Annotated in this window: 13 protein-coding genes; 8 read left to right on the top strand and 5 right to left on the bottom strand. The window is 58.1% G+C overall.

The window, feature by feature from the left end; all coding sequences use genetic code 11:
- Window positions 1–97: 97 nt before the first annotated feature.
- Window positions 98–1,936, top strand: a complete 1,839-nt coding sequence (locus C0039_RS08410; protein ID WP_101517834.1) for a hypothetical protein — start codon at window positions 98–100, stop codon at window positions 1,934–1,936.
- A gap of 15 nt (window positions 1,937–1,951) precedes the next feature.
- Here C0039_RS08410 and serB read toward each other — a convergent pair whose 3' ends face one another.
- Entirely contained in the window at window positions 1,952–3,166 is a 1,215-nt protein-coding gene (gene serB / locus C0039_RS08405; protein WP_075999866.1) for a phosphoserine phosphatase SerB, read from the bottom strand.
- Window positions 3,167–3,304: 138 nt separating this feature from the next.
- Here serB and C0039_RS08400 point away from each other — a divergent pair, with 138 nt between their 5' ends.
- Entirely contained in the window at window positions 3,305–4,555 is a 1,251-nt protein-coding gene (locus tag C0039_RS08400; protein ID WP_101517833.1) for a hypothetical protein, read from the top strand.
- A gap of 126 nt (window positions 4,556–4,681) precedes the next feature.
- Here the strand turns inward: C0039_RS08400 and parC are convergent, their stop codons facing one another.
- Complete coding sequence (gene parC, locus C0039_RS08395; protein WP_101517832.1) at window positions 4,682–6,934, bottom strand: DNA topoisomerase IV subunit A; 2,253 nt, start codon at window positions 6,932–6,934, stop codon at window positions 4,682–4,684.
- Window positions 6,935–7,022: 88 nt separating this feature from the next.
- Entirely contained in the window at window positions 7,023–7,820 is a 798-nt protein-coding gene (locus tag C0039_RS08390; protein ID WP_075999864.1) for a Crp/Fnr family transcriptional regulator, read from the bottom strand.
- Window positions 7,821–7,973: 153 nt separating this feature from the next.
- On the opposite strand from C0039_RS08390, the gene C0039_RS08385 reads away from it, so the two are divergent.
- Window positions 7,974–8,432, top strand: a complete 459-nt coding sequence (locus C0039_RS08385) for a GNAT family N-acetyltransferase (RefSeq protein ID WP_101517831.1) — start codon at window positions 7,974–7,976, stop codon at window positions 8,430–8,432.
- Here the strand turns inward: C0039_RS08385 and dtd are convergent.
- Window positions 8,416–8,853: a D-aminoacyl-tRNA deacylase gene (gene dtd, locus C0039_RS08380; RefSeq protein ID WP_101517830.1), complete on the bottom strand. Its 438-nt coding sequence runs from the start codon at window positions 8,851–8,853 to the stop codon at window positions 8,416–8,418. The two genes, C0039_RS08385 and dtd, sit on opposite strands and share 17 nt — an antisense overlap.
- 15 nt (window positions 8,854–8,868) lie before the next feature.
- Entirely contained in the window at window positions 8,869–10,680 is a 1,812-nt protein-coding gene (gene typA / locus C0039_RS08375; RefSeq protein ID WP_101517829.1) for a translational GTPase TypA, read from the bottom strand.
- A 722-nt stretch (window positions 10,681–11,402) separates the two neighbouring features.
- Here typA and glnA point away from each other — a divergent pair.
- From glnA to C0039_RS08350, 5 genes are all read left to right on the top strand, one after another.
- Window positions 11,403–12,809 carry a glutamate--ammonia ligase gene (glnA, locus tag C0039_RS08370; protein WP_101517828.1) on the top strand — a complete coding sequence of 469 codons (1,407 nt, stop codon included), beginning with the start codon at window positions 11,403–11,405 and terminating at the stop codon, window positions 12,807–12,809.
- A gap of 228 nt (window positions 12,810–13,037) precedes the next feature.
- Complete coding sequence (locus C0039_RS08365) at window positions 13,038–13,568, top strand: DUF4124 domain-containing protein (RefSeq protein WP_101517827.1); 531 nt, start codon at window positions 13,038–13,040, stop codon at window positions 13,566–13,568.
- Window positions 13,569–13,843: 275 nt separating this feature from the next.
- Window positions 13,844–14,905: a nitrogen regulation protein NR(II) gene (glnL, locus tag C0039_RS08360; RefSeq protein ID WP_243391581.1), complete on the top strand. Its 1,062-nt coding sequence runs from the start codon at window positions 13,844–13,846 to the stop codon at window positions 14,903–14,905.
- On the top strand, window positions 14,898–16,301 hold the full coding sequence (gene ntrC / locus C0039_RS08355; RefSeq protein WP_101517825.1) for a nitrogen regulation protein NR(I): 1,404 nt from the start codon (window positions 14,898–14,900) through the stop codon (window positions 16,299–16,301). The genes glnL and ntrC overlap by 8 nt, the downstream gene beginning before the upstream one ends.
- 32 nt (window positions 16,302–16,333) lie before the next feature.
- Window positions 16,334–16,798, top strand: a complete 465-nt coding sequence (locus C0039_RS08350; RefSeq protein ID WP_075999856.1) for a tRNA (cytidine(34)-2'-O)-methyltransferase — start codon at window positions 16,334–16,336, stop codon at window positions 16,796–16,798.
- Window positions 16,799–16,857: the final 59 nt, after the last annotated feature.

Here is a 16,857-nt window from a genome sequence, read left to right as displayed (position 1 = left end):
AGATTGCAAGCATTGCCGCTGGCGGCGACCGCGGGAAATGAGCTAATCTTGCTAAACCAGCACCTGGACGCGAACACGGTAAGGCAGGACCAGGGAAATGAATAACGATAATTTGCTAAAAATGAAGCTGCCGCAGCAGGATCTCGCGCAATTCACACATTTCCAATTGGATGGGGATGCGGCGCGCGACTGGGCGCAGCAATTGCCGGTGACGAATATCCGTGCCGTCGCAGAACAACTGCGGGCCGCACTTGACGACCTGAATCATTGCGTGGTCGCTCCCGAGCTGCGTCACGCGATACTTGCAGCCCTGTCAGGCAGTGTGCAGGTCACGCTTGCCAACCTCACCAAGCGCTTTCTTCATCAGCCGCTGGTCATGCCCGAAGAACCCAGGCAACTGGCGGAACTGACTGAAGATATCTACGGTCAACTTATCGACGCGTATTCACTGCTCGCCACGCATATCGTCAATGATCCGGACAGCATTCGCGACCACAATCCCGCCCGCCTGCTCTGCGAGGCGATTCAGTCGGGTCTCGATTTTAGCGGTCGCAGCATATTGCTCAGCTTCCAGCTATACCGGCCAGTCACCCTGGGCGGATGGCTGACCCTGCATCAGCTGTATGCGCTGGCCGAGCGACAGGGACTGGCGACACTTGCGGTCAATGACGCTGATGGCCGCAGTACGACCGTGACCAACACCTACCTGCAGGGCCTTGTGTTGGGCTGTATCAAACCCAATCAACTCCGACAGTCCGATATGGTGGCGGTACATGCTGCCCTGGCGCAATGGAGCGAGAAACTGCAGATAGGCGGCCAGGGCACAGTCGATGGCCTGTTTCTTGTCGATCTCGACCGCGACCAACCGCCGCTTTACAGCAAGCTCTATGACAAGCACAGCAGCAGCCAATGTCGCCAGATCAGTGCACAGGAACTGGTAAGCTATCTACATCAGTTACAGGAACAGGACGACGCCAAGGGCAAGCCTGGCGTCAAACTGGAGGATGGACTGAGCCTTCCGTCCAACATGCTCGGTCATCTTATCGACTGCCTCAGCAGTATGAGCATGCGCAATTTCAGTCGCGTACAAAGCGAGACCCCCCTCGCTATCAGCATAGGCCTGGGGGCTGCCCACTTCCACGCAGCCGACGGAAGAGACTTTGAGCAACTGATTCACGGCGACCACTACAGCCCGGAAGCCGCTGGGCGAATGAGCACCAACGTTTTCCTGCGCGAGGACAAGTCCCCCCATGACCCCTGGCGAAAAGCCAATCCCGAAGAAGACTTCGTCCGCGAGGAGTCGGCCAGTGAGGCCGAAGCTGCGTTTACCCATAACATCGAGGTAGACGAGCAGAGCCTGCAGGCAATCACCAATGGTAATGCAGCCGATTCACCCAGGCGCAGCTACCCCGTGTATCAAGTCAAATCCATCAACGCGAGTCCTGGTGGATACTGCATAGAGTGGGGTGAAGACCTGCCGGAGGATATCCGCGCCGGCGCAATCGCCTCTGTGCAAGAAGGCAAGAGCAGCAGCTGGTCTATCGCAGTGATACGTTGGGTCAGTCGCCTCCAGAACGCGCGCACCCTCATCGGGCTTGAACTGCTTAGCCCACAGGCTGTGGCCTATGGCGCATTGATACACACCAAGAAAGGACAGGAAGCCGACCCACAACGAGTATTGCTGCTGCCGGAGATCAAGCTGGTAGGGCAACCCCACACATTGCTCACTGCCCGGTCAGGCTTTCGTGAGCGCCAGAAGATCTCGCTACTACGACTCGGCGAGAGCTTCCTGATCCAGCTTACCCAACAGGTTGCAGCAACCGCCAGCTATGCGCAGTTCGATTTCCGCTATATCAAGCAATTGGACGAGGTCGTGGCAGAAGACAAGAGCGGCCCGCTGGATGCATCCTATGATTCACTCTGGAGCAAGATCTAGCATGACTTGCAAAGGCTAACGCTGCTGATCGCGGTCGCTGAATCCCAGCAAATAAAGAATAGCATCCAGCCCCAGAGTAGAGATGGACTGCTCTGCCGATTTCTGCACCAGCGGTTTTGCACGGAAGGCGATGCCCAGGCCGGCAGTGCTCAACATAGGCAGATCATTGGCGCCGTCCCCGACCGCTATGACCTGCTGCAGGTCGATACCCTCCGAGTCCGCCAGCTGACGTAACAACTGCGCCTTGCGCTCGCCATCGACAATGGTACCCGTAACCTTTCCCGTAACCTTGCCGCCCTCTATATCCAGGTCATTGGCGTGCACGAAGTCCATGCCCAGCCGGGCTTGCAAATAACGGGCGAAATAGGTGAACCCCCCCGAGAGAATCGCCGTTTTGTACCCCAGGGTTCGCAGCGTGGAAATCAGGTGCTCCGCGCCTTCGGTGATTTTCAGATCACTGGCGACTTCCTCCAGTACAGCCTCATCAAGCCCGTGCAGCAGCGCCACCCGCTCGCGAAAGCTCGCGGAAAAATCCAGCTCTCCACGCATCGCACGCTCGGTAATCGCTGCGACCTGAGGGCCAACTCCGGCACGCGCGGCCAGCTCATCAATAACTTCTGCCTCGATCAGGGTAGAGTCCATGTCAAAGGCGACCAGGCGCCGGTTGCGCCGATACATATTATCCTGCTGGAATGCCAGGTCCACCTCCAGAGCGCCAGCCACCTCCAACAGGTCACGGCGGAATGTGGACATCTCGGCGAGCGGACCGCGCACGGAAAACTCCACGCAGGCCCGGGACAGATCCGGTAAATCGCCCAGCGGAATGCGTCCGGAAAGCCGATTGATGCTGTCGATATTCAAAGCGTGCCGGGATATTACCTCGGTGACCCTGGCGATCTGGTCTGCCGTTATCTTGCGCGCCAGCAAGGTGACAATATAACGGGCCCGCCCCTGGGCAGCGACCCAGTGGCCATAGCTGTCAGCGGAGACCTCGGCAATACGCACGCGCATGCCCTGTTCCTGCCCGCAGCGCTCTACCTCCGCACTGACCACTTCACGGTCGCAGCCGCCAGGAAGCTCGGCCAGCACCCCCATGGACAGCGTAGCGTGGATGACCGCCTGACCTATATCGAGGATATTGACATTGTGCCGGGACAGAATTGCAGTAATACCTGCGGTTACGCCGGGGTGGTCCTCGCCGGAAATGGTAATTAACAGGATTTGGCTCAAGGGTATTCCAGGGCTCAGTGAAAGCCCGCTATTCTAACCCCAGCATCGCGCACGAGGAAGCGCGACAGTTCACAGAAAAAGACCCGCGGGGGCGACAGCTGGTTTATACTCCACGCGTTCCCACTACGATAAAAAGACGTGCTGATTCACCTGAAAAAAGCCTCCCTGAACCAACAGCTAGCCTACACGGCGGCTGCGCTTTGCCTGACCGTCAGTCTGGCGCTGGTTGTTCTGGCAGCAATTTCCAGCAAGCACCTGCAACGAGAGCAACAGGCAGAGTTTGGCAGTGCCCTGGCGCACCAGATTGCCCGGCGCGTCAGCATCTCGCTGGAAAACGGTGACCTGCTGAGCATCACCGCCTCACTACAGCGCTTTGTCGACACCTCCCCTGCCACGGCGGTAGCCATTTTTGACGTGGAGGGCACAGTGCTGGGCGAAGCAGGAGACCCACAGGAGAAGAACGCGGGCCAATACCGTGCGCCAGTGCGCATTGAAGCCGATGTCGCGGGCGAGGTGCTGGTAACAATCAACACCGATTCGGCCAGCGCTGCTCACCAGCGTTTCGTGATCAGCCTGCTCGGACTTGCAGTCCTGCTCAGCCTGGCAGCCTATGGAGCTGGATTGAAGTTGGGCAAACAACTGGGAAACCGCATTGCCGGTCTGGCACGAAATCTGGCGCTTGAAGATGCGCCCCCGGCGGCCACCGGCACCAGTGAACTGGATCTGCTGGAGACACGCGTCCGGGCATTACCCATGGACCTGTTGCGCACTCGCAACGATGCAGAAGCCCGGGACGAAAACTATCGCTCTACTGCGGTGCTTTACCTCCATCTGGAAAGCCTCTCCGGCTACGTGGACACGCTGGACGAAAAATCACTGCATCGCTATGCAGACAGGCTCCATCAGGTAGTCTATGCGGCTGCGGGTTTTTATGGCGGAGAACTTCAAGTCACCCGCCAGTTCGCACTGGCCGTGTATTTCAGCGGCCCCAACAATGCCGGCAGCGCGCCGTTTCGCGCGGCCTCCTGCGCCTGGCTGATTCAGGCTGTCGCAGCAGAGCTGGAACAAAACATGGCACTGTCCATGAAAATTGCGATGGCGATCTCCCAGAGCGAGCTGGGTATAGGCGATGCCCGTGACATCTATCCCGGACTCTACATGCAGCACACGCTGGACGAACTGCAGGCTGTCTGTGCCAGCAAGCCGCCAAAGATATTGCTTTCGCCAGCGGTGACCGAGGATACGGACATTCAGGGGAGGCTACAGCTGGAGTCCACCGAGGTTCTGGACTACAGCATGCTGGAGAGCTTTGCGGGGCCTTACCAGGATTTGCTGGAACGGCAGCTGCAATTGATCCTGAAGCGATTGATGGACCCATTGCTGGTATAGCGCTTCGCGGTATTCAATCGGGTCTGTGCATGCACACCTGAAGCTATGGTGAAAGGCAGGCAGCGGGAAATACCGCTGCCTGTCCGGCCGGGGCAAGAACCCGGCCCGATAGGCAACAACAGGAAATCAGCTCTCCACCAACATCGCATCCACTTTTTGGAACCCTCGAGGCAGTTTGTTACCACGTCTGCCGCGCTCACCACGATAATGTTCCAGGTCAGAAAACTTCAAGCGGTGATGACGCTTCCCGGCGTAGACCACCAGCGCGTCCTTCTCGGTCAACACCTTCACCGCAACGACAAACTCATCTCGCGACTGCACGCGGGCTGAGGGAATGCCGATAATCTTGTTGCCTTTGCCACGGGACATTTGCGGCAGGTCTGCGAGAGGAAAGACCAACAGCCGTCCCTCGTTGGATACCGCAGCAACCCACGCATTCTCCTGCTCAGAAATCCGTGCGGGCTGTAACACCGCACTGCCCTTGGGCAGGTTGAGTGCTCCCTTTCCTGCCTTGTTCTTCGTTTGCAGGTCAGCGAATCTGGCGACAAAACCATAGCCGGCGTCAGACGCCAGCAGGTAGAGCGAATCTTCATCACCCATCATCAGGCCTTCAAAAGTAGCCCCTGATGGCGGGTTGATACGACCGGTGACCGGCTCACCCTGGCCCCGCGCAGACGGCAGGTTGTGCGAGGACACGGTATAGGCGCGCCCGGTTGAGTCCAGTATTACCGTGGGCTGGTTGCTGCGCCCCAGGGCAGACATTTTGAAGCCGTCCCCGGACTTGTAGCTGAGTGCTGACGGGTCAATATCATGCCCCTTGGCGGCACGAATCCAGCCTTTCTCTGACATCACCACAGTGATCGGGTCAGCGCTCATCAGTTCCAGCTCACTGAAAGCACGGGCCTCACCGCGCTCTACCAAAGGAGACCGGCGCGCATCCCCAAATTGCTCAGCAACAGCCAGAAGCTCCTTCTTGATCAGTGTTTTCAGGCGGGCAGCACTGCCGAGGACCTTCTGCAACTGATCGCGCTCGGCTTCCAGTTCATCCTGCTCACCGCGGATTTTCATCTCTTCCAGTTTGGCCAGGTTGCGCAGTTTGAGGTCGAGAATTGCCTCGGCCTGGATGTCGGAAATGCCGAAGCGGTCCATCAAAGCGAGCTTCGGCTTGTCCTCCGTCCGGATAATGTGGATCACCTCATCGATATTGAGGTAAGCGGCAAGATAGCCCTCGAGAATGTGCAGGCGGCGCAGCACCCGCTCCAGGCGATACTCCAGGCGACGACGAACAGTCTCGGTGCGAAACTTGAGCCACTCCCTGATAATCCGGTCCAGGCCCTTGACCCCGGGACGGCCATCGATACCGATCATATTGAGGTTGACCCGATAGCTGCGCTCAAGGTCGGTGGTGGCAAACAGGTGATTCATCACCGCTTCCACATCTACCCGGTTGGAGCGCGGCACAATGACCAGTCGCGTGGGGTTCTCATGATCGGACTCATCGCGCAGGTCAGCCACCATTGGCAGCTTCTTGGCCTGCATCTGCGCCGCGACCTGCTCCAGTACCTTTGAGCCCGAGACCTGATGGGGCAGAGCATTGATAACGATATCGCCGCCTTCGCGCTCCCACACCGCACGCATCTTCAGCCCGCCTCGCCCGCTCTCGTAAAGCGCTACAATTTCCTCTCGCGGCGTAATAATCTCGGCCTCCGTCGGGAAATCCGGAGCGAGCACGTATTCACAGAGTTCGGCCACGGTTGCCTTCGGAGATTCCAGCAGGTGAACGGTAGCAGCAACCACTTCCCTCAGATTGTGCGGGGGCACATCCGTTGCCATGCCCACAGCGATACCCGTGGTACCGTTAAGCAATACATTCGGCACCTGCGCAGGCAGTACACGAGGCTCTTCCAGGGTGCCGTCAAAATTAGGCGCCCAATCCACCGTGCCCTGGCCCAGCTCGCTCAGCAGTACGTCCGCATAAGCGGTAAGCCGGGACTCCGTATAGCGCATGGCCGCAAAGGACTTGGGGTCATCGGGAGAGCCCCAGTTACCCTGTCCGTCAACCAGCGGATAGCGATAGCTGAAGTTCTGTGCCATCAACACCATCGCTTCGTAAGCCGCACTATCGCCGTGGGGATGGAATTTACCGATCACATCGCCCACCGTCCGCGCTGATTTCTTGAACTTGGCGGAAGCCTTGAGGCCCAGCTCGCTCATGGCGTAGACGATGCGCCGCTGCACAGGCTTCAAACCGTCGCCCACGTGGGGAAGGGCACGGTCGAGGATCACGTACATGGAGTAATCGAGGTAGGCCTTCTCCGTGTACTGCTGCATCGAGACCTGCTCAATGCCGTCTTCGTCGATTTCTACAATATCTGACATGCGTTTTCCATAAGATAATACTGTTCAGTGCTGTCCCCGGCCTTTGGGTAATGACCGGGATCATGCCGACATGGGATTAAGGTTGAGGCTAGCCGCGCAGACCGACCAACTGCTCGTTGAGGTTGACGATGGAGTTGGCCATGTCAATCAACAGGCTGTGTATGGTCGCCGGGTTGTTCTTGATCAGCTCGGTAAACTGGTCTTTGGGCACTTTCACTACAGAGCAGCTCGTCTTGGCGCGAACCGTTGCACTGCGATCTGCCTGGGTCAACGCTGCCATGGCGCCAAAAATCTCACCCTCGCCGATGCGACCGACGACGATGTCATCTACCACGACCTCGGCTGACCCGGCCGACATGTGAAAGACAAAGTCCGCACGCTCTCCCTGGCGGATAATAATATCGCCCGGTTCATAAACTTCAAAGCCCGGGGTAGCGTCCGGTTCATCCTGGATATTGGCCGCGGTAATCCGCAGCATAAGTCCGGAGTAGGTGACCAGTAAACGCGTCCACAGCTTGGTGGCTGACTGGTCGGCAAACACACGGCGCATAAACTCCAGAGCCGGGTAGCTGCCCAGCTTCGCGCCGCTATCACTGCCGAAATAAACTGCGGCATCCGTGTCTGCCGTGCCCGCTATGTCTGGCAGGAGAATATCCCCCTCCTCGAGCAGGTAGACCATCTTCCCCTGGTAGCGCGCAGTGAGTGAACCACGTTCCACGATATAAAACTGCCCATCATCAAAGCCCCGAAAGTTGCCGTCGGTGACGGGCGCCACCTCTACTGGCACAGCGGGCATGTTAACCACTTCCACTAGTGCGCGGATCAGTTTCTTGTATTGCTGACCGAGGACTGTGAAGTCCGGGCCGGGCTCCGCTGTCGCCAGCATCGGTAGTCTCTCCAACTGGGCAACCGTTCCTGCGGGACGGCGCTATGGTGACCGCGAGCGACACTCCCTGTCATTGCGGTAAAATCACCCCTATAGTAGCAACATCTCCATATCAGGAGGAAGGCCGGAACCGGTAAATGAGGTATTAGAAGCATGTCATCGCAATGGCTCACCAGCGATTTTGCAGGGCTGAGCAATTCGCAGCTGTATGCTGCGCTGAAACTGCGGCAGGAAGTCTTCGCAGTGGAACAGGCCAGTATCTATGTGGACGCGGACGGCCTCGACCCCGAGGCCATCCATATGCTGCATTGGCAGGATGGTGAGTTGCTTGCCTACCAGCGCTGCCTACCACCAGGCCTACAGGAGACCGAGAGCACCCTGGGCCGTATCGTTGTCGCGCCTGCGGCACGCGGCAAGAACCTGGGTCGGGAACTGGTCCGGCGGGGCATTACCCACAACCTCGAGCGCTGGCCACAGGCCGCTATACGCATACACGCCCAGGCCCACCTGGAGGACTTTTACCGTGAACTGGGCTTTGTCACCCAGGGCGACGTTTATGGCCTGGACGGCATCCCCCATCTGGAAATGGTGCTGTCTACAGCTCCAGCATGAACGTTACCGGACCATCGTTGCACAGGCTGACCTGCATGTCAGCGCCAAACGCCCCGGCGGCAACGCGCGCGTGACGTTGGCGTAAACGCTGCAGCGTGAAATCATACAACTGTTCGGCCTCAACCGGCGGCATGGCCGAGGAAAATCCGGGGCGCAGACCCTTGCGCGTGCCGGCAGAAAGGGTGAATTGGGAGACCAGCAGTACCCCACCATTAATATCAGTCACTGAGCAATTCATGCGTCCCTGGGCATCGGCAAACAGCCGATAGGCGAGCACCTTGTCCAGCATGCGCTCTACTGTGGCTTTATCGTCGCCCTTGTCCAGACCCAATAGAACCAGTATTCCACCGTCAATTTTCCCAACGGTCTCTCCTGCCACGTCCACCCGCGCTGACCTGACCCGCTGAATCAAGGCCTTCATACCGGCTGCTTGACTCTAGACGCGCCCGGCCCGACGGCGCTCGTGTTCCTGCAGCAATTTCTTGCGCAGGCGAATGCTTTCCGGCGTGACCTCTACCAGTTCATCATCCTCGATAAACTCCAGGGCCTGCTCCAGGGTATGCCTTACCGGTGGTGTCAGCGTGAGCGCTTCATCCGTGCCCGAAGCACGCACATTGGTAAGCTGCTTGGCCTTGGTCGGGTTCACGGTCAGGTCATTGTTGCGGCTGTGCAGACCGATTACCTGACCTTCATATACTTCAACATTGGGGTCGACAAACAGCCGGCCACGGTCCTGCAGGTTGAACAGGCCATAGGCGAGCGTTTTGCCCTTCACCATGGAAACGAGCACGCCGTTCTGGCGATGAATAATCTCCGCCCCCTTCACCGGACCGTAGTGATCGAAGACATGTGTCAGGATGCCACTACCGGAGGTCATTGTCAGGAACTGGGACCGGAACCCAATCAAACCCCGTGCTGGAATTATAAACTCCAGGCGCACACGCCCCTTGCCGTCGGGGACCATATTCTCCAGTTCCGCGCGACGCAGGCCAAGTTCCTCCATCAGTGAACCCTGGTGCTGGTCTTCACAATCGATTACCAGCTGCTCATAGGGTTCCTGCAACTCGCCGTCAACTTCCTTCTGAATCACTTCTGGGCGTGACACGCCCAGCTCAAAGCCTTCACGGCGCATGGATTCAATCAGTACAGAAAGATGCAACTCGCCGCGGCCGGATACCTTGAATTTGTCCGGACTGTCACCCGGCTCTACCCGCAATGCCACGTTATGGATCAATTCGCGCTCCAGGCGCTCCTTTATATTGCGCGAGGTAACGTACTTGCCTTCCTTGCCGGCAAATGGAGAGTCGTTGACCTGAAAGGTCATGCTGACTGTGGGCTCGTCCACAGAGAGTGGCGGCAACGCTTCCACCTGCCCCGGCTCACAGAGCGTATCAGAAATGTTCAGGCCGTCGATGCCGGTGATACAAACAATATCGCCGGCCTCGGCACTGTCTACATCTACGCGCTCCAGCCCCAGGTAACCCATTACCTGCAGGACCTTGCCATTGCGGGTCTCGCCTTCGCGGTCGATGATCGTAACCTGGGTATTGGGCGCCAATTTGCCCCGACTGATGCGACCGACGCCAATCACGCCGACATAACTGGAATAATCCAGCGCACTGATCTGCATCTGCAATGGCCCAGCGCTGTTGACCTGCGGTGCCGGCACCTTTTCCATAATCGCCTCAAACAGCGGCTGCATATCATCCGCCATCTCCTCGTGGTCCAGCCCGGCGATGCCCTCGATGGCAGAGGCAAAGATCACGGGAAAATCGAGCTGCTCTTCACTGGCACCGAGGCGATCGAACAGGTCGAACACCTGGTCCACCACCCAGTCGGGTCGCGCACCCGGTCGGTCAATCTTGTTCACCACGACAATAGGGTTCAGCCCCTGCTCAAACGCCTTGGAGGTCACAAACCGCGTCTGTGGCATCGGGCCATCGACCGCATCAACCAGCAACAGGACCGAGTCAACCATCGACAGCACGCGCTCAACCTCACCACCAAAGTCAGCGTGCCCCGGTGTATCGACAATGTTGATACGGTAGTCATTCCATTTGATCGCCGTGTTCTTGGCAAGAATGGTAATTCCCCGCTCGCGTTCCTGGTCGTTGGAGTCCATGACGCGCTCAGCGCCTTCATTGCGGCGGTCCAGCGTGCCGGACTGCTGTAGCAGGCAATCCACCAGCGTGGTTTTGCCATGGTCTACATGGGCGATAATAGCGATGTTGCGTAACTGGTCGATCAAGGGATTACCTCAAAAAATGTCCGGGGCCCGCCGCAGGATGCGCTGAATTGGCACGTGCGGCGGCGGGCCCCGCCGGGTCTGTACAGACTGGGAAGGGCGCGGATTATACACTAGCGCCAAGGGAGCGAAATGGTAGTTTTTCGGGGCCTTACCCAGTAATCATGCCGGTCCGGCTGTGGCCTGCCCCATTCGCTGCCCTGACATCTCATCACGACGCAACAGCGGAATTGCCGTGGACCTGCACAATCACCCGCAGCGTCAGCCGTAACCAGCCCGGAGCAGGCCCATCATCCCGACGCTACAAAACCCTGCGTCAACAGAGGCACGATCGATCGGATGTGACACGTAATCCGGGCGAAAACTTGACAATAAAACCTATTGGGGCCATAAACCTATGGCTCTGCCGGACACGCCTACTACGACAACGCTACTGAACAGCGCAGGCCAAAGAGCAGGGAGATACACCCCGAATAGAATTGCACCAAAATGGTGCTTTAGCGCACCATTACAGGGCGCGCAGATTTCGATTCGAAAGTCAGCCGACTTTATTTCCAACGATTTCAGCATGTTAGAGAAAGCCCCTTTTTGGCACAGCTCTTGCTGTTGCTATTGCAGAGGTAAAACTGTCGAACTTTCCGGGTGCAGGCTAACCCCTGACCCCGCACTGGAACAAATACGCAGGCCGACCCGTTGGTCCTTAAACATCCCAAGGAGGAAAATCAATGTCAGAGAACACTCTGAACCTGATAAAAGAAAATGAAGCGCGCTGGGTTGACATGCGCTTCACCGATACACGCGGCAAGGAACAGCACGTCACTATCCCGTCCAAGGAGGTCGACGAGGACTTCTTTGAAGACGGCAAGATGTTTGATGGCTCATCAATCGCTGGCTGGAAAGGTATCAACGAGTCCGACATGATTCTGATGCCGGACGACAGCGCCTCCCTGCTTGACCCGTTTACCGATGACGCTACCGTCATCGTTCGCTGCAACGTTGTAGAGCCCACCACCATGCAGGGCTACGACCGCGACCCGCGCTCCGTTGCGAAGCGCGCGGAAGAGTACCTCAAGTCCACCGGCATCGGTGATACCGCTTTCTTCGGCCCCGAGCCCGAGTTTTTCGTCTTCGATGACATCAAGTGGAAGGTGGATATGTCTGGTGCCAGCTACCAGATCCACTCAGAGGAAGCCGCCTGGGTTTCCAACCATCAGTTTGAAGAAGGCAATATCGGTCACCGCCCAGGTGTTAAAGGCGGTTACTTCCCCGTTCCTCCCGTCGACTCGCTGCACGACATCCGTGCCGCCATGTGTACGGCCATGGAGCAGATGGGCCTGGACGTGGAAGTACATCACCACGAGGTGGGCACAGCCGGCCAGTGCGAGATCGGCATCCGCTTCAGCACGCTGGTGAAGAAGGGCGATGAGGTGCAGGTGCTCAAGTACTGCGTCCACAACGTTGCCCATGCCTACGGCAAGACCGCGACCTTTATGCCCAAGCCGGTCGTTGGCGACAACGGCTCCGGTATGCACGTGCACCAGTCTATCTCCAAGGACGGCGAAAACATATTTGCCGGCGACGGTTATGCAGGTCTGTCCGATGCGGCGCTCTATTACATTGGCGGGATTATCAAGCACGCCAGGGCACTCAACGCCTTCACCAACGCTTCTACCAATTCGTACAAGCGCCTGGTACCTGGCTTTGAGGCACCGGTCATGCTGGCATACTCGGCCCGCAACCGCTCTGCCTCCATCCGTATCCCCTACGAGCCCAACCCCAAGGGCAAGCGCGTAGAGGTTCGCTTCCCCGACCCGACCGCCAACCCCTACCTGTCATTCGCAGCGTTGCTGATGGCTGGCCTGGACGGCATCCAGAACAAGATCCACCCTGGCGATGCGGCAGATAAGGACCTTTACGACCTGCCACCGGAAGAAGGCAAGGCCATCCCCACCGTGGCGGCCACCTTCGACCAGGCGCTGGCGGCCCTGGACGCAGATCGCGGGTTCCTTACCGCTGGCGGCGTATTCTCCGACGACATGATCGATGCTTACATCGATCTCAAGGAGGCTGAAATCGAGCGCCTGAACATGACCACTCACCCGGTTGAGTTCGAAATGTACTACTCCGTCTAACGACAGGGCGGTCATTAAAAAAATCCGCCAGGTGGAGAGTGTAAAAACACACTCCGCCTGGCGGGTTTTTTTTGTCTCCGCTATTTCTCTCTGCAGCAGCCCCGCGAACACAGCCCGTTGCCATGCGAAGATGACGAATGAGAAATATTTACCGCCTTCGTTGAACTCTCGCAGCCAGGACTTTTCTGATAGGGTAGAGACAACTCACAGAGAGAGGGAGTGGCCACTATGATCAGGCTGGTAATCGCCACAGTACTTGGCACCGCAATGCTGCTGGCGGGCATGGCGAATGCACAGATATACAAAACGACCGACGAGCACGGCAACGTCGTGTTTACTGATGCCCCCCCCGCCGGCTCCGGCCAGAGCGAGCAGGTGGACCTGCCGCGGACAAACACCACACCTCCGCCACCGACCGTCACGCCCGTGCCACGGCCAAAGGCTGAGCCGGCCGAAGCCCAGGCGGTGCCTGTAGAAGTCGCAATTACGTCCCCGGCCAACGAATCTACCATCCCCATGGGTGGCGGCAATTTCTCAGTCAGCGCATCCATCAGCGCTGGCGGCAGCAGCGAGCAAACACTGCAACTGCTGGTGGATGGTTCGCCGCAGGGCGCACTCCAGGAGGCGGGGAACTGGAATCTGCAGAATGTGCTTCGCGGCCCCCATGACCTGGTAGTTGAAGTCCTTGGCCGGGATGGCAAGGTTCTCGCCAGATCCGATACCGTGCGGGTCTATGTACTGCGCCCGTCGGTTCAGTAAACGCCCACCCGTCTCTGGACAAGCCCCCACAAAATGACGCACCATATTGGTGCGCAATAATTGAGTGCTGATCTGTCCACGTTGTTTTAACAGCGCGCCATCTTGGGCGATCCGCCATCAATTCAATCGAAGTAAGTACTTGCTTACGCCATGGTCTACACAGCCGGGGCCGCGCCCCAAATTCGAGCACTGCGCCTGCTGATTGGCTCCATTCTTGCTAAGTTAGTGAAGGAATGAACGCAGTGATCAAAGACCCCCAAAGGACTCACGACCGAATGCATCAGGATCGCGACATCCTCGACAACATCAGTACGGCGATCGTCGCCCTGGACTCTGAACTGCGGGTCGTCAGCCTCAATGTTTCCAGCCAGGACCTGCTGGAGACTTCCGAACTGCGCAGCCTGGGTAAAACGCCACGCAAGCTGGTCTCCCGACCCGACACCCTGGTGCAGATACTGAAACAGGTTCGCGCCACGCGCAGTCCGCTGGCACGCCGCGGCATGCCACTCACCCTGTTGTCCGGTCGCGATATACACGTGGACCTGATGGTCACTCCCATCAGCAACTCAGAGTACGGCATCAGTATGCTGCTGGAACTGCAGCCGGTGGATCGGCTGCTGAAAATCAGCCGTGATGAGTACCAGGTCAATGCACAGGAAACAACGCGGGCGATGATCCGCGGGCTTGCACACGAAATCAAAAACCCGCTGGGGGGCGTTCGCGGCGCCGCACAATTGCTGGCGCGTGAATTACCATCCGCGGAGCTGACCGAGTACACGAATATCATCATTCGCGAGGCGGACCGGCTTCGCGACCTTGTCGACAGGCTTCTGGGACCAAATCAGGCACTGGACATCCGCAACCTCAACATTCATGAGGTCCTTGAACACGTTCATGACCTGATCAGCGCCGAAACAGACCACTGTGCCACACTGGTGCGCGACTACGACCCCAGCATCCCCGAAGTGCTCGGCGACCGCAGCCAGTTGATTCAGGCTGTACTCAACATCATGCGCAATGCGCTGCAAGCCGCAGCCAGTATCGATGAGTGCGTGATCACACTGCGCAGCCGGGCCAAACGCCAGTTCACCATCGGCAATCAGCGCCACCGCCTGGCGTGCCGTATCGACATTGAGGACAACGGGCCGGGAGTTCCTCCGGATATGCTGCAATCAATTTTCTTGCCCATGGTCACAGGACGGGCCGAGGGTACTGGACTGGGCTTGACCATATCCCAGTCCATCATCGCTCGCCATGGCGGCATGCTGGAATGCGCCAGTCAACCGGGTCGCACCCGCTTCACTATTTACTTACCAATGGATACCAACAATGCATAAGCAGGCGAAAGTCTGGATAGTAGACGATGACAGCTCGATTCGATGGGTGCTGGAACGCACTCTAAATCAGGCTGGCATCGACAATGAGACCTTCAGTGACGGCGATCAACTACTGCAACGCATGGTCCTGGAGTCGCCTGATGTGATCATCAGCGATATCCGTATGCCTGGCACCGATGGGCTGGAGTTGCTCGCCCGGATCAGTAAAAGCCATCCTCAACTGCCGGTCATTATCACCACCGCGCACTCGGATCTGGACAGTGCCGTCGCCTCCTATCAGCAGGGCGCCTTCGAGTACCTCCCCAAACCGTTCGACCTGGATGAGGTAGTAGCCATCACCGAGCGAGCGCTGGCGCAGGTAAAGGAGCACGGCCTGGAGGCCCCGCAGACGGACCAGCTGCCTCAGACGGAGATCATTGGTGAAGCGCCGGCGATGCAGGAAGTGTTTCGAGCCATCGGGCGACTGGCACACAGCAACATTACCGTACTTATCAATGGTGAGTCGGGCACCGGCAAGGAGCTGGTCGCTCATGCGTTGCACAAACACAGCCCACGCGCAGCCAGCCCGTTCATCGCCCTGAACATGGCTGCAATACCCCGCGAACTGATGGAGTCTGAATTGTTTGGACATGAAAAAGGCGCTTTTACAGGTGCCAATGCCCGGCGCCAGGGCCGCTTTGAGCAAGCCGACGGCGGCACTCTGTTCCTCGATGAGATTGGCGACATGCCCGCCGAGACGCAAACCCGCCTGTTACGGGTACTGGCGGATGGCGAGTTTTACCGCGTGGGGGGTGCAACCCCGACGAAGGTAGACGTGCGCATCATCGCCGCAACCCATCAGGACCTGGAGGAGCTGGTGCGCAGCGGTGAATTTCGTGAAGACCTGTTCCATCGCCTGAACGTAATCCGAATTCATATTCCCAAACTCTCAGAACGGCGCCAGGACATACCCAGGCTGATGCAGCACTTTTTCCAGCGCGCCGCCGACGAACTCGGCGGTGACCCCAAGGTGCTTCTACCTGAGACCGAGCAGTTCCTGTCCCATCTCGATTGGCCGGGAAACGTGCGTCAGCTGGAAAACACCTGCCGCTGGATTACGGTAATGGCATCCGGGCGCGAAGTACACCTGACCGACCTGCCCCCGGAGCTAAACAAAGACGCAGGACCGGTCGCCGAAGATAGTGAGGCAGACTGGAGGGTGCTGCTGCGCAACTGGGCGAGGAATGAGCTGGTACAGGGCAAAAACCATATTCTGGAACAGGCCACACCGGAGTTTGAACGGGTGATGATAGAGACGGCCCTACAGCACTCCCATGGCCGCAAACGCGATGCCGCCGAGTTGCTTGGCTGGGGGCGTAATACGCTCACCCGAAAAATGAAGGACCTGCAGATGTAGCCGCAGGCACGGGCCAACGGTAACATGCGGCGATGCTGAATATCGTCCTTTACCAACCTGAAATTCCGCCCAACACCGGCAACATCATGCGGCTGTGCGCCAATACCGGCTGTTCATTGCACCTGATAGAACCGCTTGGTTTTGATATGGAGGAAAAAAAGCTTCGGCGAGCCGGCCTGGACTATCGCGAATTCGCCGCGGTAAGCCTGTACCCCTCCCTCACCGACTTCCGCCAGCAGTTCCCAGCGTCACGCCTGCTGGCTCTCACTACCAAGGGTGCCATGCCCTATGATGAAGTCAGCTTCCGCAGTGATGATGCCCTGCTGTTCGGCCCGGAGACGCGAGGCCTGCCCGCTGAAGTCCTGGATGAACTCCCTCCACAACAACGACTGCGTATCCCCATGCGCCCGCAAAGCCGCAGCCTCAACCTGAGCAATGCGGCAGCAATCGTTACCTATGAGGCGCTGCGCCAGATCGGGTTTCCGTCACTGGTCTGAACCACAGGCGAAAAAAAAAGGAGCCGAAGCTCCACTGCTGTCCCACAGTTTGGGATCAC

The sequence above is a fragment of the Pseudohalioglobus lutimaris genome, from assembly GCF_002866825.1.
Taxonomy (GTDB): domain Bacteria; phylum Pseudomonadota; class Gammaproteobacteria; order Pseudomonadales; family Halieaceae; genus Halioglobus; species Halioglobus lutimaris.
This window is presented reverse-complemented; position numbering and strand designations above follow the sequence as displayed.

What these genes read in the sequence shown, in the direction of transcription:
- C0039_RS08410 (WP_101517834.1), top strand. Translation starts at nt 98, where the DNA reads ATGAATAACGATAATTTGCTAAAAATGAAGCTGCCGCAGCAGGATCTC.
- parC (WP_101517832.1), bottom strand. Translation starts at nt 6,934, where the DNA reads ATGTCAGATATTGTAGAAATCGACGAAGACGGCATTGAGCAGGTCTCG.
- C0039_RS08390 (WP_075999864.1), bottom strand. Translation starts at nt 7,820, where the DNA reads ATGCTGGCGACAGCGGAGCCCGGCCCGGACTTCACAGTCCTCGGTCAG.
- C0039_RS08385 (WP_101517831.1), top strand. Translation starts at nt 7,974, where the DNA reads ATGTCATCGCAATGGCTCACCAGCGATTTTGCAGGGCTGAGCAATTCG.
- dtd (WP_101517830.1), bottom strand. Translation starts at nt 8,853, where the DNA reads ATGAAGGCCTTGATTCAGCGGGTCAGGTCAGCGCGGGTGGACGTGGCA.
- glnA (WP_101517828.1), top strand. Translation starts at nt 11,403, where the DNA reads ATGTCAGAGAACACTCTGAACCTGATAAAAGAAAATGAAGCGCGCTGG.
- C0039_RS08365 (WP_101517827.1), top strand. Translation starts at nt 13,038, where the DNA reads ATGATCAGGCTGGTAATCGCCACAGTACTTGGCACCGCAATGCTGCTG.
- glnL (WP_243391581.1), top strand. Translation starts at nt 13,844, where the DNA reads ATGCATCAGGATCGCGACATCCTCGACAACATCAGTACGGCGATCGTC.
- ntrC (WP_101517825.1), top strand. Translation starts at nt 14,898, where the DNA reads ATGCATAAGCAGGCGAAAGTCTGGATAGTAGACGATGACAGCTCGATT.
- C0039_RS08350 (WP_075999856.1), top strand. Translation starts at nt 16,334, where the DNA reads ATGCTGAATATCGTCCTTTACCAACCTGAAATTCCGCCCAACACCGGC.